Consider the following 24,934-nt stretch of genomic DNA (forward strand, 5'->3'; position numbering starts at 1 on the left):
ACGGCATGAGGTAGTCGTTAAAGTGAATGAAAAAAACAAAGAAAACCTAAAGTGACGAAATTAACGAGTTTTTTTACTTTGACAAGTAAGTCCTGTGGAAAGCGTGGTCACTAACGCAAAATTCGTAAAAATCATCCAGTTTAGTGACCAATTGAGAGTGGATTACACTTATTGTTGCGACTTTTGTAATGTTTTTTTTGCGTGGTAAATGATGAATTTGTTAGTTTTATTTAACACCTCGCAATGACCATAAGCCTGTTCAATCAGCGGGGTATATTTAAGAAAACTGTTGGCCACAATAAAAAGTTCGCCTTTCGCGGTTTGATGGCTTGGTGCGTTCGCCAGTAAGGCTTCTGTCGCACTATAGCTGGTCTCTAATCCGGAGTGGAAAGGGGGGTTTGAGACGATAAATTGATAATCTTTAGCGGTATCTGAGTAGACATCAGAGGCAAATACATTCCCTGATATGTTATTCGCTATCAAGGTTGCTTTGGTTGATTCAATCGCAAGCGCGCTGATATCGCACAGTTCAATCTCGATATCTGGGTTTAATGTGGCCATTACAGTACCCAACACACCAGCACCACAACCAAAGTCGAGAACTTTTCCTCTCAGTTTAGGTAGTGTATCGAGTAACAGTTGGCTGCCGAGGTCAAACTCGCCATGACTAAATACGCCAGGTAAACTTTTTACAATCAGTGCGTGTTGCTGATACTGCACCTGATAAGTTTTGAACCAGTCTGCAATCTGGAAGCTTGGTGGCTGCTGGGTGCATTGCCCCCAATAGAACGAACAGCGTCGAGCTGAATCATACTTTTTAACCACCCCATAAGCTGCAAACATTTTTTCAATGCTTTTTATGCCCGAGCGGTTTTCACCCACGACCACAATCTCAGTCTCTTTGCCCAGTTTGGCCAACAGCATTGCAAGCAGATATTCAGCTTCCTGCTTCGCTTTGGGCCAGTAAAGCAGAATCATGTCAGCATCGGTTTTTTGCTCAAATTGAGCGCCAAAATGACATGTAATTTGCGGATAGGATTCGAGTTGGCGGTAGTAACCATAATGAGTGGTGAACACCGAAACAGAGCGACAATGATTAGCTAACTCTACAGGAAATAAATCCTCCGCTTCTCCAGCCACTAAAAGATGTTTTCCTTCGAAATAAGCAAGCTGACGCTGGGCAATTTGACTTGGTGCGGTGTAACTGGACATAGTGGGCTCTGCGCTAAAAAAGAGGGGCAGATTCTCGCACAGTCTGCCCCTTGCTTCTAGCTTGATCGTCAGTAAGTCAAAAGTTAGCTATTATCTTGTTGATTGAGAAAACCTTTAAACTCTTCCTCATAAATATTAAACAGCACCATAGTGATGGCAAAAATGAGTGGGCCGTAAATTAACCCAATCAGGCCAAACAGCTGAATACCACCGAGCAGAGAGAAGAAGATCATTAAGGTGTTCATGCCCGCGCTCCCTTGCATTAAAAAGGGCCGCAATAAATTATCAATTGAGCCAACAACTATAACGCTCCAGAGGGCCAAGAATATGCCCCATGTGCTATCTCCGGTTAGAAAGAGATAAACAGTGGCTGGAATCCATATCAGAGCAGTGCCGACAACCGGAATAAACGAAGCAAACCCCATCATAGTGCCCCAAAATAACCCAGGAAAACCGGCGAGCCACATACCAAACCCGCCCGCAAAGCCTTGCGCTATTGCGGTTAAAAATGACCCCATGACAGCCGATTTGGAGACTTGCTCAATTTCGCAGAGCAACCTGTCTTCTTGACTACGCGACAATGGCAAGATGTGCCTAAGAGCGCTGATGAGCTTATCGTGATCACGGAGTAGGAAAAACAACACAAACAGCATTAAGAAGAAGTCCATCAAAAAACTGGTCGCATCACCCAGCACTTTTGCGCTAATACTGACCAAGTTGGTACCAAATGAACTGGCAAATTGCCCCACTTTTTGTGCGATTTGTTGTGGCTGAATTTCATCAAAGGGCAAATATTGATTCGCAATGGCGAGTCCTTTGACAATCCAAGGATGAGCAAAGGCGGTTTGAATGCCACCATGGGTGACCCATTGGTACATGTTCTGAGAAAATACCGACCCTTGCTGCACAATAGCAGCAAAGACAAACAGCAGTGGAATCACAATAATAAACGTCAAAATAATACACGAGAGAAACGAGGCGGTATTTTTGTATTTGGGGATTTTTCGTTCGAGCCACTCATGAATGGGAAACATCAATAACGAGATGATGAAAGCCATGACAATCGAGTTGATATAAGGTGCAATCAACAGATAACAAGCAATAGCCGCAGCGACAAGTGCCGCAATGAGCACCCAGTGGCTAGAGGTGATTTTCACTTTTTCTGACACGTTGTTAATCCAACCTTGTAAAGTAATAGGGTTATAATGACTGCAAATCAGCGTGTTATCAATGAGGAACTGATGAGATGGGATGTTGTGATAATGAAAAAGGGTGTCAAAACCAGCATAAAAAAAAGTTGAAGCTACCGTGGTTTGCCATCAGCATGATGGCGTTGGTCGTTTTAGTGATTTATTACTGGCAATGATAGCTTGCTTATTGAGTCTGAAATGAATAAAGGGCTGATTTACAGCCCTTTATAATTATGATGAGTCAGCCTAATGGTGCTTATTCCGCTTGAGCTGCCATCATCGCAAAGCTGCGATCGGCCGCTTCTAATGTCGCTTCAATTTCTTTGGAACCGTGTGCCAAAGAGGTAAAACTTGCTTCAAAAGCTGAAGGCGCTAAATAAACACCATGCTCGAGCATCAAATGGAAGAAGCGCTTGAAACGTTCAACATCACATTTTGCGACTTCTTCATAACAGGTGACGCGTTCTTGATCGGTAAAAAAGAAGCCGAACATGCCACCAACTTGGTTGACCAGCAAAGGAATACCGTGTTTGTCTGCGAGTTCTTTGAATCCATCAGCCAATTGCTTTGTTTTGGCCGCGAGACGTTTTTCATTGCCTTCTTCTTTTAGAAGCGTCAAGCAGGCATAACCCGCAGCCATAGCCACAGGGTTACCTGATAGCGTACCAGCTTGGTACACTGGACCCGTTGGAGCGATGTATTGCATCACATCACGGCGTCCACCAAAAGCGCCAACAGGCATACCACCGCCAATCACTTTCCCTAGCGTTGTTAAGTCTGGTTTGATGTTGTAGTAAGCCTGTGCACCACCTAGTGCAACACGAAACCCTGTCATTACTTCATCAAAGATCAGCAGAGCGCCTTCTTGGTCACAAATCTCACGTAAGCCTTCATGGAACCCTTCTACTGGTGGAATGCAGTTCATATTGCCCGCGACTGGTTCGACGATAATGCAGGCTATTTGGTCTTTATTGGCCGCGAACAATTCACGTACAGATTCTAAATCATTAAAAGTGGCGGTCAGTGTATGTTTAGCAAAATCAGCAGGCACACCAGGAGAGCTTGGTTGGCCTAATGTTAAGGCGCCAGAGCCTGCTTTTACTAGCAAACTGTCCGCATGACCGTGATAGCAGCCTTCAAATTTTAAAATTTTATCGCGCCCAGTGAATCCACGAGCTAAACGAATGGCGCTCATCGTCGCTTCGGTACCTGAACTGACCATACGCAACTGTTCCATCGATGGAACCAGCTCAGAAACTAATTCTGCCATATCGATTTCCATCTCGGTCGGCGCACCAAAACTGAGACCGCGCTGCGCTGCGCCTATCACGGCTTCACGAATGACCGCGTGATTGTGGCCTAGTATCATTGGCCCCCAAGAGCCGACATAATCAATATAAGCTTTGCCATCAGCATCAAAAATCAACGGGCCGTCTGCGCGGTCGATAAAAATCGGCGAGCCACCAACTCCGTTAAAAGCACGTACAGGAGAGTTAACTCCACCGGGGATTGCACGTTGTGCCTTTTGATAAAGCTCTGCTGATTTGGTCATGGATTTATCCTCTTCTGCTTGTTCGGACCAGTTGGTGTCGCATTGTATACCCAAACTCACCAAAGACACTTTTTTTCACTCATTTTCTGAGCTCATTCACAGCCAAATAAGCGCCGTATAGTGTACAACTCACGCGACAGTGAGTGTTTTTTCAGTGCATAATGCCTCGATAGTTGGAGTTTTAGCTTAAGTGACGGTGAATACTTGAACGAATAGGTCAGGTATTAGATAATCATTGCATTATTAAAAAAGAATCACCTTTACAGGCATAAGTTAAGCATAATAAGTCTGACAGGTATTAACACGAGTGAGAGAGGCCATCGTGAGTGAAGTAAATGTACCATTGTCATTTTCTGATACTGCAGCACAACGCGTAAAAATGTTGATTGCTGAAGAAGAGAATCCAGCGCTAAAACTGCGCGTTTATATTACTGGTGGTGGTTGTAGCGGTTTTCAATATGGGTTTACCTTTGATGAAAATGTAAACGATGGCGATACCACAATAGTTAATAGTGGCGTGACATTAGTGGTTGACCCGATGAGCTTACAATATTTGATAGGTGGCATTGTCGATTACACAGAAGGCCTAGAAGGCTCTCGTTTTTTTGTCAACAATCCTAATGCAACAACAACATGCGGTTGTGGTGCATCATTTAGTGTTTAACTAAAAAAGGTTCGATGCACAATTAATCTACTGTAGCTAATTAAGCTTAATAGCCCTATGTATTTGGATGTTATGTAGGGCTTTGCCTTAACCTTAAGAAGGCAAGAACATAATAAAGGATTATTTATGCCTGATACCAAAATCAGCCGTTCATCTATTGGCCGCTTTTTTTCGCAACGACCTTGGCTACTCTCGACGATTTTTATTTTACTTCTCTGTTTTTGGTTAGGTTTTGGGGCATTGAAAGCGGAAGAGCCCCGGCAAACTGCCAATGACACCATTCCTTTTGCGAAAGTTATTTATCAATCTTTTGAGGCTGAATTGACCGATAAGCATATCGATCTTTACGGTCGGACCGCACCTAATCGTCAAGCTAAAATTGGTGCTGAAATCGCAGGGAAAATTACTCAGATATCGATAGCAAAAGGACAGCCTGTCAATAAAGGACAACAGATCGTCTTAATCGATCAAGCTGATCTAGCGGCTCAATTAGAGAGTGCGCAAGCCTTGTTCAAACTCAAACAAAAAGAATTCAGTGCCGCTGAGTCGTTAAAAAATCGAGGTTTGCAAGGCGAAGTGGCCTTTGCTTCGGCGCAAGCCGCTTTAGCGGAAGCCAGCGCTGTGCAAAGTCGTGCCCAATTGGCTTTACGTAATACGTCAGTTGTGGCTCCCTTCGATGGCATTGTTCAAGACATATTGATAGAAAAAGGCGATTTTGTCGGAGTGGGTGACCCGATGGTCACCTTTATTGATCTCAGTAAATTAGTGATAGAAGCTGATGTCAGCGAACGACACATCCAAAAAATCAAACAAAACCAAACCGCTCGTGTACGTTTTATCGATGGTTCTACTGTCGATGGCAAGGTTCGTTATATTTCTCGCGTCTCATCACCTACCACCAACACGTTTGCTATCGAAGTGGAATTAGACAATCCCAATCAAACGATCCCCGCGGGTGTGAGCGCTGAAGTGGAGATGAGTTTAGAAACACAACTGGCGGTGAAAATCACGCCTGCCATGCTTGCGCTTGATGATCAAGGAAATTTAGGTGTTAAAACACTGCAGCAAGATCGTGTTCGCTTCATCCCCATTCAATTGGTAAAAGCGGAGCAAGATGGTGTGTGGCTAACTGGGCTAGGGGATACGGTGGATATTATCACCGTTGGGCAAGGTTTTGTTCGAGATGGTGATCAAGTGATTGCGGTCAAGAAACCTAACCACTCAGCGCAGTAGGGGGCGCCATGTTTTCTATTATTGATGCGGCGCTCTCTCGCTCGCGCACTATGTTATCGCTGCTGATTTTTATCTTGATCGCTGGCGTGGCGACCTATTTTTCGATCCCTAAAGAATCGAGCCCTGACATTACTATTCCTATTATTTATGTCTCCGTAAGTCATCAAGGCATATCACCGAGTGATGCTGAGCGCCTTATCGTGCGGCCCCTAGAGCAAGAGATGCGCTCTATTGAAGGCGTAAAAGAGATGACGTCGAATGCTTCCGAAGGGCATGCTTCTGTAGTTTTGGAGTTTAACGTTGGCGTTAACCTTGATAAAGCGATGGCGGATGTGAGAGATGCGGTCAATTTGGCCGAGCCGAAGCTACCCGCAGACAGCGATGAGCCGACCGTGAACGAAGTAACATTGGCATCAGAGCAACCGGTATTATCAGTGGTGCTTTATGGCACTTTACCAGAGCGAGCTATCGTACAAATTGCAAGGCAGTTGAGAGACAAATTAGAAAGCTACCGACAAGTATTAGAAGTTGATATCGCTGGCGATCGCGAAGATATTGTTGAGATCATTGTCGATCCCCTATTGATGGAAAGTTACGGACTCGATCAAGGCGATATCTATAACTTAATCGCACTGAATAATAAAGTCGTTGCGGCGGGTTTCGTCGATACGGGCTACGGACGTTTTTCCGTAAAGGTTCCTTCAGTTTTTGAATCCTTGAAAGATGTGTTAGAGCTTCCGGTGAAGGTTGATGGTAAGCAAGTAATCACCTTTGGCGATATCGCGACCGTCAGACGAGCATTTCGAGACCCCGAAAGCTTCGCTCGTTTAGATGGCAAATCGGCGGTGGTGTTGGACGTTAAAAAGCGTGCTGGTGAAAATATCATCGAAACCGTTGAGCTGGTAAAAACGGTAATGGGAGAGGCGCAAAAACGGGAAGATTGGCCAAGTAATTTGTTGGTGAAATACACGTGGGATGAGTCGAAAGACGTTGAAATCATGCTCAACGATCTACAAAACAATATTCTGTCGGCTATTATTTTAGTCGTGATCGTGATTATCGCTATTTTGGGAATGAGGACGGCGCTGCTGGTTGGTATCTCAATACCAGGCTCATTTTTGACCGGATTATTAGTCTTGTCGGTGTTTGGACTAACCGTCAATATTGTCGTGTTATTTGCATTAATTATGGCGGTTGGCATGCTGGTTGATGGAGCCATAGTGGTAACTGAGTTTGCTGATCGGCGTATGCAAGAAGGTGTGCCGCGTAAAGAAGCGTATCGAGATGCCGCAAAACGGATGGCATGGCCGATTACCGCATCAACCGCTACTACTTTAGCCGCTTTTGCCCCTCTGCTTTTTTGGCCGGATATCACGGGCGAGTTTATGAAATACTTGCCCCTCACACTTATCGCTACACTGGCCGCTTCACTGATTATGGCACTGCTTTTTGTACCTGTGCTGGGAGGCTTAATTGGCCGACCGCAACATGCTTCGGCTGCCAGTCAAGCACGGATGATTGCTTTACATGAAGGTGATTTTGCCCAAGCGACGGGCATCACCAAGCTCTATTATCACACGTTGGCCATTGCGATTCGTCACCCACTTAAAATACTGTTCAGTGCGATAGTACTCGCGATTGTGATTGGTTTTGCTTATGCCAAAGCAGGGCTCGGTGCCGAATTCTTCCCAGAGGTGGATCCGCCTTATTTCAGCGTTAAAGTTCGTTCTTATGGCGATCTTTCCATCCAAGAAAAAGACACCTTAATGCGAGAGATTGAGCAGGTGATGCTTGGTCATGAGGAATTTGAGAGCGTCTATACTCGAACGGGGGGAGAGGATGAAATTGGCCAGATTCAAATTACTCCTGTCGATTGGCAATATCGCCGCACCGTCAAAGCGATTATTGAAGAGCTTAAAAGCACTACAGATCAGTTTTCAGGGGTGGAAATCGAGTATAAATTTCCAGATGCAGGGCCACCGGTTGAGCATGATCTGGTGATTGAAATGTCGGCGCGTACTCCTGAAAATCTTAATGAGGCCGCTAAAATGGTCAGAAAGTGGGCTGATAACAATCCCGCGTTGACTAATATCAGTGACACCTCAAATAAAGAAGGGATTGACTGGCGAATTGATATTCGACGTGATGATGCTTCTCGATTTTCAGCCGATGCGACATTGGTAGGTAACACAGTGCAATTTGTGACTAATGGACTAAAAATTGGTGACTACTTGCCTGATGATGCAAACGAAGAGGTCGATATTTTGGTACGTTATCCAGAGGATAAGCGGGATATTGGTCGATTTGATCAGTTACGGGTCAACACACCCGCAGGTCTGGTGCCGATAACCAATTTTGCGCAGATAAAACCGGATCACAAACAAGATACGATCAAACGGATTGATGGTCGACGGGTTATCGATATTATGGCGGATCTAAAGGAAGGGTATAATCTGGCCCTTGAATTGCCGAAAGTTACTCAAGCATTGTCGGAACTGAATTTACCTAATGGGGTGGAGTTTAAATTACGAGGGCAAAATGAAGAGCAGGAACATTCCTCAGAATTTCTAAAAAATGCCTTTTTGATTGCGCTGGTGGTGATGGGGTTAATTCTGGTTACGCAATTTAATAGTTTTTACCAAGCATTCCTCATTTTAAGTGCAGTACTGTTTTCAACGGTCGGAGTATTTGCGGGCCTGCTGATTTTCCAAAAACCTTTCGGCATTATTATGTCAGGTATTGGGGTCATCGCCTTGGCCGGCATCGTGGTGAATAACAATATCGTATTGATAGATACTTATAACCAACTGATACGCAGAGGCTTGTCAAAACAAGAGGCCATTTTACGCACTGGTGTTCAGCGTTTAAGGCCCGTTTTATTGACCACAGTGACGACTATTTTAGGGTTATTGCCAATGGTACTGGAGATGAACATCGATTTGATTAACCAGAAAATTGAGTTTGGCGCTCCCAGCACGCAATGGTGGTCACAACTCGCCACGGCCGTTGCGGGAGGGCTTGCTTTTGCCACTGTCTTAACGTTAGTGCTGACGCCTTGCTTGTTGATGTTGGGGCGTAAGGAACCACCACCTACTCTCGAAGAGTAATCTGCTCAATCATTACACAATGAGGCCCACATTATTGGTGGGCCTTTTCTTATTATTTATTGGCATAGAGTAATTGGCTATAGCGTTCTAGCTTCCCAAGCCTAATTTGAGCATTGGCGATAAAGGTGGTTTTTGCTTGGCCCGTTAAGGATTTAGATTGCGGTAAAGAGACCGTTCTTGGGTTTTTGTGTACACCGTTGACCAAAAATTCATAGTGGAGATGAGGGCCGGTGACTCTTCCTGTCCCTCCTAAAGTACCAATCGTTTGTCCTTGCTTGACTCGTTGACCCGTTTTGACCATACGTCGTTGTAAGTGTAGGTATTTGGTAATGTAGGTGTTGCTGTGACGAATAAACACATAATTACCATTAAATTGGTTGTAACTTGATTTCTCAACCACACCATCGCCGGCGGCCCAAATTGGGGTACCAACTGGCGCGGCATAATCGGTTCCTCTGTGTGCGGTGACTTTTCCTGTGACGGGGTGGCGACGCACAGGATTGAAATTCGATGTCACGCGACGAAAATCGATCGGCGAGCGTAAAAAGGCCTTTTTCATGGCCCGGCCATTTTCGTCATAGTAATTGCCTGTTGCATCGTCCAATATTGCTGTGAACGTCGTACCTTGGTTGGTAAAGGCGGCGGCAATGATATTTCCGCGGCCAATTACCTCACCTTCCACCACCTTTTCTTGGAATAGCAGCTTAAATTGGTCACCTTCACGAATATCTAACGCAAAATCCACATCCCAACCAAATATACCCGCTAACTCCATGATTTGGTTTGCCGTTAAACCTGCGCTTATCCCCGCATTCCAAAAATTTGAAGTAATGATCGCTTCGGCATAGTTGTACTGGAACATCAGCTCTTTTTTATCAAACTCAGAAGTAAAGCCATCGCCCGATTTAGTGATACGAAAGGTTTCAAAGGCGCTAATAATGCGATTGAGTTGAACAAGTTCATTATTTTCATCAAAGCCAAATTGCAGCTCATCTCCTGGCTTAAGCCGTGAAAGCTGGCTGTCAATATCACGATTTGTTGCCGTGAGTTGATAGAGTAAGCGAGCCGAAAGCCCAATTCGCTGAAATAATACGGCGGCACTTTCACCCGATTTAACTTGATAAGTTTCCCAACGCAGCATGGTGGAAGGCGAGATAGATATTCCCGGAGAGAGTGCTTCGGCGTTAATGGTTAATGGATAATGGCGACCAATTTCTAGACGATTCGGATCCTGAGCGAGATCTTCAGGGTTTGGCAGAAATAGCAGCGCGAAAACCATGAGTGCGCTTAAAAAGGCGATGAGGATTCGATGCACCCAAGGGAGACGAGCGAAAATTGAAAGCATATTTAGGTTCGTTTAGTAAATTATAAAGAAATTAGCCGGTTCGTTAGTCTAACTGGTTTCAAAAAGCATCGCTATTCAAGTAAGATGTTCAACTATTAAATTTTGCCAAATCTGTAGGAGTGAACAAGAATGGCGAGTATTGAAGCGGCTTTAGCTGAAATTAAACGCGGTGTTGAAGAGCTAATCCCAGAAGATGAATTGATCGCGAAACTGAAAGAAAACCGTCCACTGCGCATTAAATTAGGTGCTGATCCAACGGCTCCAGATATCCATCTTGGACATACGGTGATCCTCAATAAATTACGTGCATTTCAAGATTTGGGCCATGAAGTCACCTTTTTGATTGGTGATTTCACGGGTATGGTTGGTGACCCAAGCGGTAAAAATACCACGCGTCCACCGCTCACTCGTGACGATGTTTTGCGTAATGCTGAAACCTATAAGACACAAGTGTTTAAGATCCTCGATCCGGCTAAAACGAAAATTCAGTTTAACTCTGAATGGTTGTCTCTATTGGGCGCGGAAGGCATGATCCGTCTTGCATCGAACCAAACAGTGGCACGCATGCTAGAGCGCGATGATTTCAAAAAGCGCTACGCTAATGGTCAGCCTATTGCCATTCATGAATTCATGTATCCACTCCTACAGGGTTATGATTCAGTCGCAATGGAGACAGATGTTGAGCTTGGCGGTACTGACCAAAAATTCAACCTATTGATGGGCCGTGAACTGCAAAAAGCACATGGTCAAAAACCACAAGTTGTCTTGATGATGCCACTGCTTGTTGGTTTGGATGGCGAGAAAAAAATGTCCAAATCAGCGCACAACTACATTGGTGTCAGTGAATCGCCAAGTGAAATGTTTGGCAAAATCATGTCGATCTCTGACACATTAATGTGGAGCTACTACGAGCTGCTTTCTTTCCGTCCATTGGAAGAAGTCGCACAGTTCAAAGCTGATGTTGAAAATGGCACGAACCCACGCGATCTTAAAATCTTGCTGGCGAAAGAGATCATTGCACGTTTTCACTCTAAAGAAGAGGCGGATGCGGCTGAGCAAGAGTTTATCAACCGCTTCCAAAAAGGTGCGATGCCAGAAGAGATGCCAGAATTTGAATTTGCAGCGGGTATTGCTATCACTAACCTGCTCAAAGAGGCGGGTTTAGTGGCTTCAACGTCTGATGCGATGCGAATGATCAAGCAAGGCGGAGCCAAACAAGATGGCGAAAAAATCGACGACAGCAAAAATGTACCAGCCGCGGGGACTTATGTTTACCAAGTCGGCAAGCGTAAGTTCGCACGAGTTACTGTAAAGTAAAAATCACAGTAAAGTGAACAGTCTATTCATCAAAGCGCCTAAGGGCGCTTTTTTGCTGGGCCTGATCTTGGCATATTAAAATCTTCAATCTGAATGGTGTGGTTGGGTATGTGTGAAATTGGAACGCATTGGATGCAAAGATCAGAGTGTATTTCGCCAAAGGCTTTGGTACAATTTGCGCACTGCTAATTGAGCAGTACTTTCGGAGATTTTTATGAACAATACCGACCATCCCCCTAGTATGAAGGGAGAAAAATAACCGCTTTCGGTATTGGCGATCTTCGCTCCTACCTTCAGTGGTAGGGCTTATCTTTTCTGATTTACTCCTCTCGATTTTTCTCCTGCTCTCTAGTTTGAGATGAAAACCTATCTATGAATTACATTGATGAACAATGACGTCATTGCTCATTAATATATTGCATTTGGGTATCATTTCGATGGTCGTTACCTTTGCCAATCGGGAGATTCGCCATGACGGTAATGAGCAACATTTATATTGAAAATTCACCTAACTTTTCTTTGGAAGAGATTGGTGCGGCTCGTAATGCATTTTTGCAGTACGAACAGCAAAAACAGGTACATTTATTGGCAGTGATGCCTATCGAAGAGGCAGTGGCGATTTTACGTCACTGTACTATTGGTTATGTTCAGCAACTACTCAGTGAATTAGATAAAGGGGGCTATGACATTCGCGCTCGCCATTACGCTAACCAATTGGGGTTTATTTACTCAGAAGTTGAAACGGCACAAAGCTATTTAACCACTAGCGTGATTGAACATGTAAAGCAGCGTATTGGCTGGATTATTGTATTGGCACTACTTGGTATCGTATCCGGGCTGATTATTACCCAGTACGAAGATACATTGAGCCAGCTTGTGCTCTTGGCTGTGTATATGCCTGTTATTGCCGCTGCAGGTGGGAATACTGGCTCGCAAGCTGCGACGTTAGTCGTGCGCGCGTTGGCGGTTGGTGAATTACGCAAACGTCAATGGTTGCGTGTATTATGGAAGGAGTGCCGTGTTGCGGTTTGTCTTGCGTTGGCTATCTCTGCGGTGATGGTGGCTCGCATTATGTTGTTTAGTGATGCCAACTCAACCGGAGGCTTTCCACTAGAAAGCATTGCGTTTGCAATTGCGGTTGCGCTCTTTATCCAAGTCACTATTTCTACGACGATTGGCGGCTTATTACCCATTGCTGCGCGCGTTTTTAAATTAGATCCTGCGGTATTAGTTAGCCCTGTACTGGCTTCTATCGTCGATATTTCGGGTATGTGGATCTACTTTAACGTGGTGAATTATTCATTAGGACTAAGCTGACTGAACTTAACGACATCTTCAAAGAAGAGCGTCTCAAATTGAGCAATCAAGGCGGTAACACTAGTGTTATCGCCTTGATCTTGCGGATAATAATCAGTGATGAATTGAACAAATAACGTACTCGGTTTTCCTTGTTTATCTAAACCGAAGCCCGCCATGTTATGCGTTCCATAAAGCGAACCACTTTTGGCAATCAGCTGCCCTTGTATAGCTTGGCCACGCATACTACGTCGGTACTGTAAGGTACCGGATTCACCTGCTTTAGGCATGATATCAATAAGCTTAAGGCTTTGATTATTAATCCAAATGTAATTCAGCACATCCACCATATTTTGTACTGAAAGGCGGTTGTTACGTGATAAACCCGAACCATCAGCCAACTGAGCTTGTGCCAAGTTGATGCCTGTTCGAGAAAAAAGGATCTGCTTGATCGCCTCGGTGCCATTACTAAAACTGCCGGGTTGAATAAAAAAATGCTGGCCAAGTGTTTTGGTTAAACTGTCAGCAATCAAATTGTCAGACTCTTTAAGCATCATTTCTAACAACGGGTACAGTGGCATAGATTGATGTGTTGCTATCAATGAATCCTTTTCTATGCTCAGTTCATCTTGCTTTACACCCAGCTTAACCTCGCCTAGCAATTCAATGCCCACTTGTTTGAGTTGCTTATAAATCATACGTGTGGCGTATAAGTTTGGGTCTTGCACGGCAAACTTTAGTGGCAGAGGTTGTGTTCGCTCTGCCAAACAGCCGTCGAGCTGGTAATGGTTCTGCTCTGAAGTGCGCAGTTCTAAATCACAGCGAGCGCTCTCTTGTTCAGTCTTAGTGACACTTCTTGCGTAGCTGGTCACGTGAATGGGATACTGCTCAGGCACATAAACCCGAGTTTTCCCGTTCGGCTGCGTATAAATAGAGGCTTGTACACAATTACCATCCAGAGTAATTGCACTTGATGGGGCGCTATAGCATACCCCCAGAATATCCCAAGGTGATCCAACCGCGCGATCGTAACCTGAAAAGGCTGAATTATCTAACCAAAGGTTGCCTTTTATTTGTGAGATACCCTGTTTTTTTAGCTCGCTGAGTAGCTGCTTCATATCTTGGCTGGTTAACGTAGGGTCGCCAGAGAAGTGAATAACAATGTCATCGCCATGTTGAGTTAGCTGAGTCGTGAAGCGAAATTGTTCGCCAAGCTCTAGCGTGGCAGCAAGCGCGGTGAGCATTTTTAAAGTGCTGGCAGGAGGGAAAAGCGCTTGTATGTTATCAGTATCTTGAAAAACCTGTTCAGTGGCTAAAGAGTGAACGAATAAACCCACCCGAGTACCTTGTGGCAGTGTTTGCAAAGGCGTATACGCCAAAGTCGATAAAGGAAAGAAGAACGAGAGGATGAATAAAAAAGCACAGCGGTTTAATAAGAGCATAACACGGCATTTCAGGGCGGAATGTGCATACAGTATAGCGAGATAAAAAAACGCCTGCTAGCAAGCAGGCGTTTTAAATCTATGACATTAAGCCAAGAATTAGAAGTCGTAACGTAGACCTAGTGCTAGTTCGTCTTCAGATTTAGCTTTACCTACTTTGTCTGAATCAAGTAGGTTGAAGTTGTAAGAGATGTACGAACGGAAGTTAGGTTTGAAGAAGTAAGTTGCATCAACTGCAAAGTTATCTTTTGAAGTTACATCACTTGTTTCAGCGTTGTTGTAAGTTGTTGTGAATACTGCTTGACCCATTGTGTAGGCTGCAGCTAGTTCATAACCAGTGTAATCAACGTTAGTGTCTTTTTCGCCGTCAGTGAATACACCTGCGAAGTAGAAATCAGAGATAGCGTAAGATGCAGCAAGCATGTACTCGTTTTGAGTATCTTGATCAGCATAACCTGCACCTAGCTTAACGCCAGTGTCGCCGATTGCATAGATAGCCGATAGAGAGTAGCCGTCTTGACCGTTATCCACATATTTATCGTTGGTAGTATCAACTGAAGCATCAGCAAAACGATAGCTTGCTTTAACGCCTAGGTTTTCGAATTGGCCTTTATAAGCCACCATGTTGTCTACGCGGTCCGCTACAGCAATTTTGTCTGCTGCAGAGTTACCGTGGTAAGCCATGATATCCGTAAAGTCAGTGATAACACCTAGCGCGCCGTCGTTTTTACCGTAAGTCACTTCACCGAAGTTACCGCCGATACCTGCATAAGTGTAACGGTTGTCTAGGTTGTTGTTAGTTTTGTTTGTACCTTGGTCGTTAGTAGTGAATTCACCTTCGTAGAAACCAACACCGTATAGGCTGTCGTTGATTGCTACTTTACCTAGGAAGTTTAGACGTACGCGTGATGCATCGTCCGCTTTGCCATCTTTAAGAGAAAGACGTGCTTCTGCGCGGCCGCCCATTTCTAGAGATGTACCGTCTTGGTTGTATAGCTCACCAGCATTTACACCAGTTACTACTGCAGCAGCTGATACTGCTAAAGCAATCAGAGTTTTGTTCATCTTATTAGTCCTAATTTACTGTCCATAAATATTTTTATTTGCGACGTCTATATCGTCCTTCGAGTGCTTTTGAACATTGAGTTGCATAGGTTGGGTTTTGTAAACCTTCACTAACGTACAACCAAACGTTACTAGCATTTCGTGTTCTACTTTTTACTCTTAAGTTCCAAAATTAGTTAGTAAAATGATATAAAACAGGTTTATGAACACCGTTTTATTTCGTGTAAATAAATATCAAGTCTTTGTTTTTTATTTAGTTTATTGGTGTTTATCAACTGGTCTGAATAGTTTGTTTTTTATTTTTTTTTAGTGAGGTGGGTCGGTTTTTTGTGCGAAAACATTCGTGAAAATGAGCTTTGTGTCTGTTTTTTATCACTTTCCCCCAAACTCATTCACAGAAACCTGACAGGGGTCACGTGTGATTTAAGATGATTTAGTCACGAAGTTTGATTACACTAATTAGCAACTATGTTAATCCATGTACTACCTAACCTTTGTTGTGTTGGGTAGTTTTGTTTTGCCCAAATACGAATTTTGGCATTAGAGGTATAAAATGGAAAAAGTTCCAATGACAGTTCGTGGTGAACAATTGCTGCGCGAAGAGTTAGATAGGCTGCTAAAATTACGTCCACAAATTACCCAAGCTATTGCAACCGCACGTGAACTTGGCGACCTAAAAGAAAATGCGGAATATCACGCTGCTCGAGAAGAGCAAGGTATTTGTGAGGCTCAAATTCGTGATATTGAATATAAGCTATCTGTTGCTCAGGTGATCGATATCACTAAAATGGAAAATACAGGCAAAGTGATTTTTGGTTCAACAGTGACATTGATTGACAGTGATACTGATGAAGTGAAACGCTACCAGATTGTGGGTGAAGATGAAGCTGAGATTAAATCTGGGCGCATTTCTGTTAGCTCACCGATTGCCCGCGGTTTGATCGGTAAAATGGAAGGTGATGAGGTGATTATCGCCACTCCTGGTGGTGATAAAGATTTCGAAATCGATAAAGTTGAATACCTCTAATTCATTTCAACAACAATCAAAAAGGTCGCAGTGTGCGACCTTTTTTTGTCTGTATCCATCAGAGTCAGAGCGTCGATAACGCGACTGATTACTTACGAGGGATCTCGATTTTACGTTGCTCGGTTTGACGAAATAGTACGAGAATCTTGCCAATGGTTTGTACTTTTTCTGCGCCAGTCTCGCGCACGATAGCATCGATAATCAACTGCTTAGTTTCGCGATCTTCGGATGCTACTTTCACTTTGATCAGTTCGTGGTGGTTGAGGGCAATCTCGATTTCCGCTAGAACAGCCTCAGTGAGTCCATTCGCGCCCATCAGTACAACAGGTTTCAAACTGTGTGCTAGGCCTTTAAGGTGCTGCTTTTGTTTGGTGCTTAGGTTCATTATGCGGCCAATTTTATTTAATATAAGGGTTGAAAAAAGCTATTTTAACGCCATCTATCCCTGAAGACTATATTTTCTACCATACTTTCTTGGATGGAAACATTTCAGTTAGGAATCGAATGAGTAAACAGAAGCATTCGGCCAGCTCTAGTCGCTGGTTGAAAGAACATTTTGATGATAAATACGTGAATGAAGCCAAAAAGAGAGGTTATCGTTCGCGTGCTATTTTCAAAATAGAAGAGATTCAAAATAAAGATAAACTGCTTAGGCCAGGAATGACTGTTGTGGATTTAGGGGCGGCTCCCGGTGGGTGGTCTCAATATTCAGCGGGTATCGTCGGTGATAAAGGCCGAGTGATCGCGTGTGATATTTTGCCGATGGATCCTATTGTTGGCGTTGCTTTCTTACAAGGCGATTTTCGTGAAGAGGCCGTGCTGGACGCACTATTAGATCGTATACAGCCTGATATGGTTGATGTGGTGATGTCAGACATGGCACCTAACATCGCCGGAAATAATTCGGTTGATCAGCCAAGGGCAATGTATTTGGTTGAACTAGCTCTAGATATGTGTCGACAAGTTCTTACTCCAAATGGTAGTTTTGTGGTCAAGGTTTTTCAGGGAGAAGGCTTTGATGATTATGTCAAAGAAGTTCGAAACCTGTTTAAAGTCGTGAAAATAAGAAAACCAGACTCTTCGCGAGCTCGCTCAAGAGAAGTCTTTGTTGTAGCCACTGGTTACAAAGGTTAACGTTTTTGCTGTACAAGGCATAAGTTAACATATGGCTACAGGTTACAAACTGTAGTACCCTACCTTTAATTACAATTAGTTATCGCGAGGCTTACACCTTGAGTGATATGGCAAAAAATTTAATTCTGTGGCTAGTTATAGCTGTCGTTTTAATGTCGGTATTCCAGAGCTTTGGCCCTGGTGATAGTAACGGCAAAGCAGTGGATTACACCACGTTCGTACAGGAAGTTGGCCAAGGCCAGATTCAAGAAGCTCAATTTAACAATAGTGAAATTTCCTTTACTCGTAGAGGCGGTGGTACTCGCTATGTAACTTACATGCCCGTGTACGATCAAAAACTGCTTGATGATTTGATTAATCAAAACGTTAAAGTACAAGGTACACCACCAGAAGAGCAAAGTTTGCTCGGGACCATTTTTATCTCTTGGTTCCCCATGATCCTACTGATCGGTGTTTGGATATTCTTCATGCGTCAAATGCAAGGTGGCGGTGGCAAAGGTGCCATGTCATTTGGTAAGAGCAAAGCTCGTATGATGAGTGAAGAGCAGATCAAAACCACGTTCGGTGATGTGGCTGGTTGTGACGAAGCGAAAGAAGATGTGAAAGAGCTTGTGGATTACTTGCGTGATCCGAGTCGCTTCCAAAAACTGGGTGGGAAAATTCCAACGGGTGTTTTGATGGTTGGTCCTCCTGGTACAGGTAAAACATTACTGGCAAAAGCAATTGCTGGTGAGGCGAAAGTACCGTTCTTCACTATATCTGGTTCTGATTTCGTTGAAATGTTTGTCGGCGTCGGTGCATCTCGTGTACGTGACATGTTCGAGCAAGCGAAAAAGGCTTCACCTTGTATCATCTTTATTGATGAGATTGATGCGGTAGGTCGTCAACGTGGTGCTGGTGTCGGCGGCGGTCACGATGAGCGTGAGCAGACTTTAAACCAAATGTTGGTTGAAATGGATGGTTTTGAAGGCAATGAAGGCGTTATCGTCATTGCGGCAACTAACCGTCCAGACGTTTTAGACCCAGCATTGCTGCGTCCGGGGCGTTTTGACCGTCAAGTGGTGGTCGGTTTACCTGATGTTCGCGGCCGTGAACAGATCTTGAAAGTTCATATGCGCAAAGTACCTTTAGCTGGTGATGTTGAACCTTCATTGATTGCTCGCGGAACACCGGGTTTCTCTGGTGCCGATTTGGCGAACTTAGTGAACGAGGCGGCGTTATTCTCTGCTCGCGGTAACAAACGCAATGTTTCGATGGTTGAGTTTGAGTTAGCAAAAGACAAAATCATGATGGGTGCTGAACGTCGTTCGATGGTGATGTCTGAAGAAACTAAAGCATCAACAGCTTATCATGAAGCAGGACACGCCATTGTTGGTCGTTTGGTACCTGAACATGATCCTGTTTATAAAGTATCGATTATTCCACGTGGTCGAGCTTTAGGTGTGACGATGTACTTGCCTGAACAAGACAGAGTTAGCATGTCGAAGCTGCATCTTGAGTCTATGATTTCAAGCTTGTATGGCGGTCGTTTAGCGGAAGAGTTAATTTACGGCCCAGAAAACGTTTCAACTGGTGCATCAAACGATATCGAACGTGCGACAGCCATTGCTCGTAAAATGGTTACTCAATGGGGCTTTTCGGAAAAACTTGGCCCATTGTTGTATGCAGAAGATGAAGGTGAAGTCTTCTTAGGGCGCAGCGTGACTCAAACTAAGCATGTGTCTGAAGATACTGCTAAGTTGATTGATGACGAAGTTCGTAAAATTATTGACCGCAACTATGATCGTGCGCGTAAAATCCTTGAAGAAAATATGGATATTATGCATGCAATGAAAGATGCGTTGATGAAATACGAAACGATTGATGCAGGCCAAATTGATGACTTAATGGAGCGTAAAACCGAGATTCGCGAACCTGCAGGTTGGGCTGATCAAGCCAAAGCTCAAGCAGAAAAAGCGGAAGCGGAAAAAGCTCAAGAGCCAAAAGTAGAGCCAGCAGCAGAAGACGAAGTAGCCACTGAGTCCTCAGAAAAGAAAGATGCTGAGTAATCGTTAATATTCAAATTAAACCCCGAGCTTTCTCGGGGTTTTTGTGTTTTAGAGCAAAATGAAGATTCAAACCCCAACAAAGACACTTATCCTCGATCGTCCTCATGTCATGGGTATCTTGAACATGACTCCGGATTCATTTTCCGATGGTGGAAAATTTAACGCGCTAGATTTGGCACTAGAGCATGCCGATAAAATGATTGCCGCAGGTGTCAGCATTATTGATATTGGAGGGGAGTCAACTCGGCCGGGTGCTCCAGAAGTGACTCTCGATGACGAATTATCTCGTGTTATTCCTATTATTAAAGCTATTCGTGCAAAATATGACGTCTGGATTTCAATTGACACCAGTAAAGCTGAAGTGATGCGTCAGGCGGTTGAGGCTGGTGCTGACTTGATTAATGATGTTCGTGCACTGCAAGAGCCGGGGGCATTAGAGGTTGCGGCTAAAGCACAAGTGCCTGTCTGTATCATGCATATGCAAGGCCAGCCACGAACGATGCAAACCAGTCCACATTACCAAGATGTGTTAGCGGATGTTAAGCGCTTTCTAGAAGATCGAGTCGCAGCGTGCGAGCGCGCGGGGATCGCGCGTGCAAATATTATCCTCGACCCCGGTTTTGGATTTGGCAAAACCATTGAGCATAATTATTATCTGCTTGCACATCTAGACGCATTTCATCAACTAGGTTTGCCGATATTGGCTGGGATGTCCCGTAAGTCAATGATTTTTAAACTACTCAATAAAAAACCAGCTGAATGTATGGTGGCGAGCGTTACCTGCGCGGCTGTAGCGGCAATGAAAGGTGCACAGATTATTCGTGTCCATGATGTGAACGAAACCATTGAAGCAATGAAAATAGTACAAACCATTATTCAAAATAGTTAACAATAATAATTAAGGAAAAATCATGTCTGACAAAAGACGTTACTTTGGTACAGATGGTGTCCGCGGTAAAGTTGGACAGTATCCTATCACTCCCGATTTCGTATTAAAACTTGGCTGGGCGGCTGGACGTGTATTGGCAAAACAAGGCACGAAAAAAGTCATTATTGGTAAAGATACGCGTATTTCAGGTTATATGCTTGAGTCGGCTCTAGAAGCGGGCTTAGCCGCTGCAGGATTAAAGGCGATTTTTACCGGACCTATGCCGACGCCAGCTGTTGCTTACCTGACCCAAACCTTTCGTGCAGAAGCGGGGATCGTTATCTCAGCGTCGCATAACCCTTATTACGATAACGGCATCAAATTCTTCTCATCCGAAGGGACTAAATTACCTGATGAAATTGAATTGGAGATCGAAGCTGAATTGGATAAACCGATTGAGTGTGTCGAGTCTGCCGAACTTGGTAAGGCTTCACGTATGGTCGACGCTGCAGGGCGGTATATCGAGTTTTGTAAAAGTACCTTTCCATCGCAATGGAATTTATCAAAGCTGAAAATCGTCGTTGACTGTGCTCATGGTGCCACCTATCACATCGCGCCTAATGTCTTTAAGGAACTTGGCGCTGAAGTGATAGCAATGGGGGTTGAGCCAGATGGTCTGAATATTAATGACGAAGTTGGAGCAACGGATGTCCGCGCGTTGCAACAGCGCGTTGTGGCAGAAAAAGCAGATTTAGGACTGGCATTTGATGGTGATGGCGATCGCTTAATTATGGTTGATGAGCTTGGCAATAAAGTGGATGGAGATCAAATTGCCTATATCATCGCCCGTGATGCCCTGAGACGTGGAGAATTAAAAGGTGGTGTTGTTGGAACGCTAATGACAAACCTTGGTATGGAAAACGGCTTAAAGCAGTTAGGTATCCCTTTTGTGCGAGCGGCGGTTGGTGACCGTTATGTGATGGAAAAATTGCTGGCAAAAGGTTGGAAAATTGGCGCAGAAAATTCAGGGCACATCATACTGCTAGACAAAGTGACTACGGGTGATGCGATTGTTGCGGCGTTGCAAGTTCTTGCTTCCGTTGTGGGCAGTGAAATGTCGCTCAATGAACTGGCTAAAGGCATGACGCTTTACCCGCAGGTTTTAGAAAACGTACGTTTTAGTGGTGATTCCAACCCATTAGAAGCCGAAGCGGTAAAAGCAGCTGTAGCTGCCGTAGAAGCGGAACTTGGTAGCCAAGGTCGAGTCCTGTTGCGTAAATCAGGTACTGAACCTTTATTGCGCGTGATGGTGGAAGGGGAAGATGCTGAGCTAGTAAAAAATTCAGCATTAAAGATAGCTCAAGCGGTTAAAGATAATTGCTAACCAGGCAAATAATATGAGTTAACCTAGGATTTCATGACCGTAATTCGGCTTGAAATCTTATGGTTAGCTATACACATAGGGTGTTGTTGCCCTTTTTTTAACCGCTTGAAGCATAAACTCTGTTTTTTTATAAAATACTCCTTGTCAGCATGGGATGCATTCGTTAGTATTGCGTCCGCCTTCGTTGAGGAGGTCGCTAGCCTTGTTCAAGTCAGTTGATAAGAACGGCGCTGGCTCAACTATTTGGAACATAGGTGGAAGTAATGTTTACAGTTCTACTTGTGATTTACCTGTTGGCAGCGCTTGGTATCATTGGCCTAGTGTTAATTCAACAAGGTAAAGGCGCAGATATGGGAGCCTCTTTCGGTGCTGGCGCGTCAAACACTGTGTTTGGTGCTAGTGGCTCAGGAAATTTCCTAACCCGAATGACTGCAATTTTTGCAACCGTATTCTTCATTCTTAGTTTGGCATTGGGCAATTTGTCTACGCATAAAACTGAATCACAATGGATTGACCCAACTAAAGGTCAAGTGATTGAGCAAACTACGGATACAGCGAGTGACGTTCCAGTAAAATCTGGTGACGAAATCCCGCAATAACTTATCTTAGATAAGTACAAATAATTGCCGAGATGGTGAAATTGGTAGACACACTAGCATGAGGTGCTAGCGCCTTAGGTGTGAGGGTTCGAGTCCCTCTCTCGGCACCATTATTTACAAACTTGTAAATCACTTGATAGAGCGTATAATGCTCGCAAGTCGGACGCGGGGTGGAGCAGCTTGGTAGCTCGTCGGGCTCATAACCCGAAGGTCGTCGGTTCAAATCCGGCCCCCGCAACCAATTCTTTTTGGGTTTTGGATGCAAGTTTGTGCAGTGTCAACCTCACTGCAATTGAGAATTTAGATTCTCAATCATCAGGGTCCAGCAACAAAAAACCCCGACTAATCGGGGTTTTTTGTTATCTGAGTTTCTCAAGTATGAGATTTTCAGATAGTTGCTTGGAATTTAAATTGGGCTCTGTGCCCTTTTTTTGTTTCTGGAGTGGTTTAAATGACTGGTTTAGAAAGACAACTTACTGAAATGCTTGACGCTCCAGTAGCGGCATCAGGTTATGAGTTAGTTGGATTAGAATTTATTCGTGCCGGAGAGCACTCAACATTACGCATCTATATTGATCATGAAAACGGTATTAACGTTGATGATTGCGCAGAAGTGAGCCATCAAGTGAGTGCTGTGCTCGATGTTGAAGATCCAATTTCTATGGCTTACAACCTAGAAGTTTCTTCACCAGGTTTAGAGAGACCACTTTTTAAAGCAGCGCATTATGAACAGTTTATTGGTCACGAAGTCAGCATCGTTTTGAAAATGGGTGTCGGCAACCGTCGAAAATGGAAAGGAATTATCCATTCTATTGATGGCGAAACCGTTGCAATTAGCGTTGATGGGAAAGAAGAACTATTTGCGCTAAGCAATATTTCTAAAGCTAACCTGATCCCTAAATTTTAGTTCTCCTAGAGAAAAGAGCTTAAGAGGCTAGATTAAATGAGTAAAGAAATTTTAGCGGTAGTTGAGGCGGTTTCGAACGAGAAGGCCGTACCTCGTGAGCGTATTTTTGAGGCGCTTGAAACTGCGCTTGCCACATCAACAAAGAAGAAACATGAAATTGAAGTCGATGTACGTGTTGCTATCGACCGTAAAACGGGTGAGTTTGAAACTTTTCGCCGTTGGTTAATCGTTGAAAATGTTGAACATCCAACAAAAGAAATTTCATACGATGCAGCTAAATACGACGACGAAACAGCTGAACTTGGTCAATATATTGAAGATCAAATTGAATCAGTGACCTTTGACCGTATTACAACACAAACAGCAAAACAAGTGATCGTACAAAAAGTGCGTGAAGCTGAACGTGCGCAAATCGTCGAACAGTTTATTGATAACGAAGGTGAGTTGGTTACTGGCGTTGTTAAGAAAGTAAACCGTGATTCGGTTATTCTGGATTTAGGTAATAACGCTGAAGCGGTTATTTTACGTGATGACCAGCTACCGCGTGAAAACTTTCGTCCAGGTGACCGAGTTCGTGGTCTGCTATATGCTGTACGCCCTGAAGCGCGCGGATTCCAACTCTTCATTACTCGTTCAAAACCAGAAATGCTCGCTGAGCTATTCCGTGTAGAAGTGCCAGAAATCGGTGAAGAGCTGATTGAATTGAAAGCCGCGGCTCGTGATCCGGGTTCGCGTGCGAAAATTGCAGTCAAAACCAATGACAAACGCATTGACCCTGTGGGCGCGTGTGTCGGTATGCGTGGAGCACGTGTTCAAGCCGTATCGAGTGAGCTCGGCGGTGAGCGCATTGATATCGTTCTTTGGGATGATAACCCAGCTCAATTTGTTATCAATGCAATGGCACCAGCAGATGTTGCATCGATCATCATGGATGAAGATACGCACTCAATTGATATTGCTGTTGAAGCGGATAACCTAGCGCAAGCAATCGGTCGTAATGGTCAAAACGTACGTCTCGCTTCTCAACTGACTGGTTGGGAATTGAATGTTATGACGGTTGCTGATCTACAGAAAAAACATCAAGAAGAATCGATGGCTTCTATTGAAAACTTCATGAAGTACCTCGATATCGAGCAAGACTTCGCTGAGTTATTGGTTGAAGAAGGCTTCTCAACGCTTGAAGAAGTGGCTTATGTGCCAGTTGCTGAGCTACTTGAAGTTGACGGCCTAGATGAAGATATCATCGAAGCATTGCGTACTCGCGCGAAGAATGCGTTGACCACGATTGCGCTAGCACAAGAAGAGTCTTTTGAAGGGCTAGAGCCAGCAGAAGATCTGCTCGCACTAGAAGGTTTAGAGCGTGAAATGGCCTTTAAACTCGCAGCGAAAGGCATAGTCACATTAGAAGATCTTGCTGACCAAGGTATTGATGACCTCGAAAATATTGAAGGTCTAACAGAAGAGCGTGCAGGTCAATTGATCATGGCAGCGCGCAATATTTGTTGGTTTAGCGAAGAAGAATAATTCTCAGCAAGGGGAGAGAG

20 protein-coding genes and 2 tRNA genes are annotated in these 24,934 nt (G+C 44.2%); 15 read left to right on the forward strand and 7 right to left on the reverse strand.

The genetic code is table 11. The annotated features are described in order from the left end of the window. Nucleotides 1-168: 168 nt before the first annotated feature. From rsmC to hemL, 3 genes are all read right to left on the reverse strand, one after another. Nucleotides 169-1,212 (reverse strand): 16S rRNA (guanine(1207)-N(2))-methyltransferase RsmC, encoded by a 1,044-nt coding sequence (rsmC, locus tag AACQ79_RS17445; protein ID WP_017049773.1) that lies wholly within the window; start codon nucleotides 1,210-1,212, stop codon nucleotides 169-171. 83 nt (nucleotides 1,213-1,295) lie between these two features. Then, a complete protein-coding gene (locus AACQ79_RS17450) occupies nucleotides 1,296-2,381 on the reverse strand; it encodes an AI-2E family transporter (protein ID WP_017049774.1) in 1,086 nt (361 codons plus the stop codon). A gap of 277 nt (nucleotides 2,382-2,658) precedes the next feature. Further along, entirely contained in the window at nucleotides 2,659-3,954 is a 1,296-nt protein-coding gene (hemL, locus tag AACQ79_RS17455; RefSeq protein ID WP_170899459.1) for a glutamate-1-semialdehyde 2,1-aminomutase, read from the reverse strand. A gap of 322 nt (nucleotides 3,955-4,276) precedes the next feature. Between hemL and erpA the strand changes: the two genes are divergently transcribed. The 3 genes from erpA (at nucleotide 4,277) to AACQ79_RS17470 (ending at nucleotide 8,958) form a co-directional block, all read left to right on the forward strand. After that, the gene (erpA, locus tag AACQ79_RS17460) at nucleotides 4,277-4,618 is read left to right on the forward strand and encodes an iron-sulfur cluster insertion protein ErpA (RefSeq protein WP_026027518.1); all 342 of its coding nucleotides are present in this window, start codon (nucleotides 4,277-4,279) and stop codon (nucleotides 4,616-4,618) included. Between the two features lie 126 nt (nucleotides 4,619-4,744). Beyond that, complete coding sequence (locus AACQ79_RS17465; protein WP_170899460.1) at nucleotides 4,745-5,851, forward strand: efflux RND transporter periplasmic adaptor subunit; 1,107 nt, start codon at nucleotides 4,745-4,747, stop codon at nucleotides 5,849-5,851. Between the two features lie 8 nt (nucleotides 5,852-5,859). Continuing rightward, nucleotides 5,860-8,958 (forward strand): efflux RND transporter permease subunit, encoded by a 3,099-nt coding sequence (locus tag AACQ79_RS17470; RefSeq protein ID WP_170899461.1) that lies wholly within the window; start codon nucleotides 5,860-5,862, stop codon nucleotides 8,956-8,958. Nucleotides 8,959-9,010: 52 nt separating this feature from the next. Here the strand turns inward: AACQ79_RS17470 and AACQ79_RS17475 are convergent, their stop codons facing one another. Next, the gene (locus AACQ79_RS17475) at nucleotides 9,011-10,303 is read right to left on the reverse strand and encodes a peptidoglycan DD-metalloendopeptidase family protein (protein ID WP_017048386.1); all 1,293 of its coding nucleotides are present in this window, start codon (nucleotides 10,301-10,303) and stop codon (nucleotides 9,011-9,013) included. A gap of 129 nt (nucleotides 10,304-10,432) precedes the next feature. On the opposite strand from AACQ79_RS17475, the gene tyrS reads away from it, so the two are divergent. Both tyrS and AACQ79_RS17485 read left to right on the forward strand, forming a co-directional pair. Then, nucleotides 10,433-11,620: a tyrosine--tRNA ligase gene (gene tyrS, locus AACQ79_RS17480; RefSeq protein WP_013857629.1), complete on the forward strand. Its 1,188-nt coding sequence runs from the start codon at nucleotides 10,433-10,435 to the stop codon at nucleotides 11,618-11,620. 471 nt (nucleotides 11,621-12,091) lie between these two features. Further along, nucleotides 12,092-12,937, forward strand: a complete 846-nt coding sequence (locus AACQ79_RS17485) for a magnesium transporter (protein ID WP_170899462.1) — start codon at nucleotides 12,092-12,094, stop codon at nucleotides 12,935-12,937. Here the strand turns inward: AACQ79_RS17485 and dacB are convergent. Together dacB and ompU are read right to left on the reverse strand one after the other, a co-directional pair. Further along, nucleotides 12,916-14,358 (reverse strand): serine-type D-Ala-D-Ala carboxypeptidase, encoded by a 1,443-nt coding sequence (gene dacB, locus AACQ79_RS17490; protein WP_170899463.1) that lies wholly within the window; start codon nucleotides 14,356-14,358, stop codon nucleotides 12,916-12,918. The genes AACQ79_RS17485 and dacB overlap by 22 nt on opposite strands. Before the next feature lie 99 nt (nucleotides 14,359-14,457). Continuing rightward, nucleotides 14,458-15,423, reverse strand: coding sequence for a porin OmpU (ompU, locus tag AACQ79_RS17495; protein ID WP_170899464.1), 966 nt, complete (start codon nucleotides 15,421-15,423; stop codon nucleotides 14,458-14,460). Between the two features lie 553 nt (nucleotides 15,424-15,976). Between ompU and greA the strand changes: the two genes are divergently transcribed. Next, complete coding sequence (greA, locus tag AACQ79_RS17500; protein ID WP_013857625.1) at nucleotides 15,977-16,450, forward strand: transcription elongation factor GreA; 474 nt, start codon at nucleotides 15,977-15,979, stop codon at nucleotides 16,448-16,450. 88 nt (nucleotides 16,451-16,538) lie between these two features. Here greA and yhbY read toward each other — a convergent pair whose 3' ends face one another. Next, entirely contained in the window at nucleotides 16,539-16,835 is a 297-nt protein-coding gene (yhbY, locus tag AACQ79_RS17505; protein WP_010318529.1) for a ribosome assembly RNA-binding protein YhbY, read from the reverse strand. 119 nt (nucleotides 16,836-16,954) lie between these two features. Between yhbY and rlmE the strand changes: the two genes are divergently transcribed. The 9 genes from rlmE (at nucleotide 16,955) to nusA (ending at nucleotide 24,914) form a co-directional block, all read left to right on the forward strand. Next, nucleotides 16,955-17,584 (forward strand): 23S rRNA (uridine(2552)-2'-O)-methyltransferase RlmE, encoded by a 630-nt coding sequence (gene rlmE, locus AACQ79_RS17510; RefSeq protein ID WP_047690104.1) that lies wholly within the window; start codon nucleotides 16,955-16,957, stop codon nucleotides 17,582-17,584. 98 nt (nucleotides 17,585-17,682) lie between these two features. Next, nucleotides 17,683-19,632, forward strand: coding sequence for an ATP-dependent zinc metalloprotease FtsH (ftsH, locus tag AACQ79_RS17515; protein ID WP_017049783.1), 1,950 nt, complete (start codon nucleotides 17,683-17,685; stop codon nucleotides 19,630-19,632). 58 nt (nucleotides 19,633-19,690) lie between these two features. Next, nucleotides 19,691-20,521: a dihydropteroate synthase gene (gene folP / locus AACQ79_RS17520; RefSeq protein WP_064624457.1), complete on the forward strand. Its 831-nt coding sequence runs from the start codon at nucleotides 19,691-19,693 to the stop codon at nucleotides 20,519-20,521. Nucleotides 20,522-20,543: 22 nt separating this feature from the next. After that, entirely contained in the window at nucleotides 20,544-21,884 is a 1,341-nt protein-coding gene (gene glmM / locus AACQ79_RS17525) for a phosphoglucosamine mutase (protein ID WP_017045391.1), read from the forward strand. Nucleotides 21,885-22,147: 263 nt separating this feature from the next. Continuing rightward, nucleotides 22,148-22,483 carry a preprotein translocase subunit SecG gene (gene secG, locus AACQ79_RS17530; RefSeq protein ID WP_010318534.1) on the forward strand — a complete coding sequence of 112 codons (336 nt, stop codon included), beginning with the start codon at nucleotides 22,148-22,150 and terminating at the stop codon, nucleotides 22,481-22,483. Between the two features lie 26 nt (nucleotides 22,484-22,509). Continuing rightward, nucleotides 22,510-22,593, forward strand: a tRNA-Leu gene (locus tag AACQ79_RS17535). Nucleotides 22,594-22,647: 54 nt separating this feature from the next. Beyond that, nucleotides 22,648-22,724 (forward strand) — tRNA-Met (locus AACQ79_RS17540). A gap of 210 nt (nucleotides 22,725-22,934) precedes the next feature. Further along, the gene (gene rimP, locus AACQ79_RS17545) at nucleotides 22,935-23,390 is read left to right on the forward strand and encodes a ribosome maturation factor RimP (protein ID WP_170899465.1); all 456 of its coding nucleotides are present in this window, start codon (nucleotides 22,935-22,937) and stop codon (nucleotides 23,388-23,390) included. Nucleotides 23,391-23,426: 36 nt separating this feature from the next. After that, nucleotides 23,427-24,914: a transcription termination factor NusA gene (nusA, locus tag AACQ79_RS17550; protein ID WP_013857618.1), complete on the forward strand. Its 1,488-nt coding sequence runs from the start codon at nucleotides 23,427-23,429 to the stop codon at nucleotides 24,912-24,914. Nucleotides 24,915-24,934: the final 20 nt, after the last annotated feature.

It is taken from the genome of Vibrio sp. 3-2(1), assembly GCF_963887575.1.
In the GTDB taxonomy this organism is placed as follows: domain Bacteria; phylum Pseudomonadota; class Gammaproteobacteria; order Enterobacterales; family Vibrionaceae; genus Vibrio; species Vibrio anguillarum.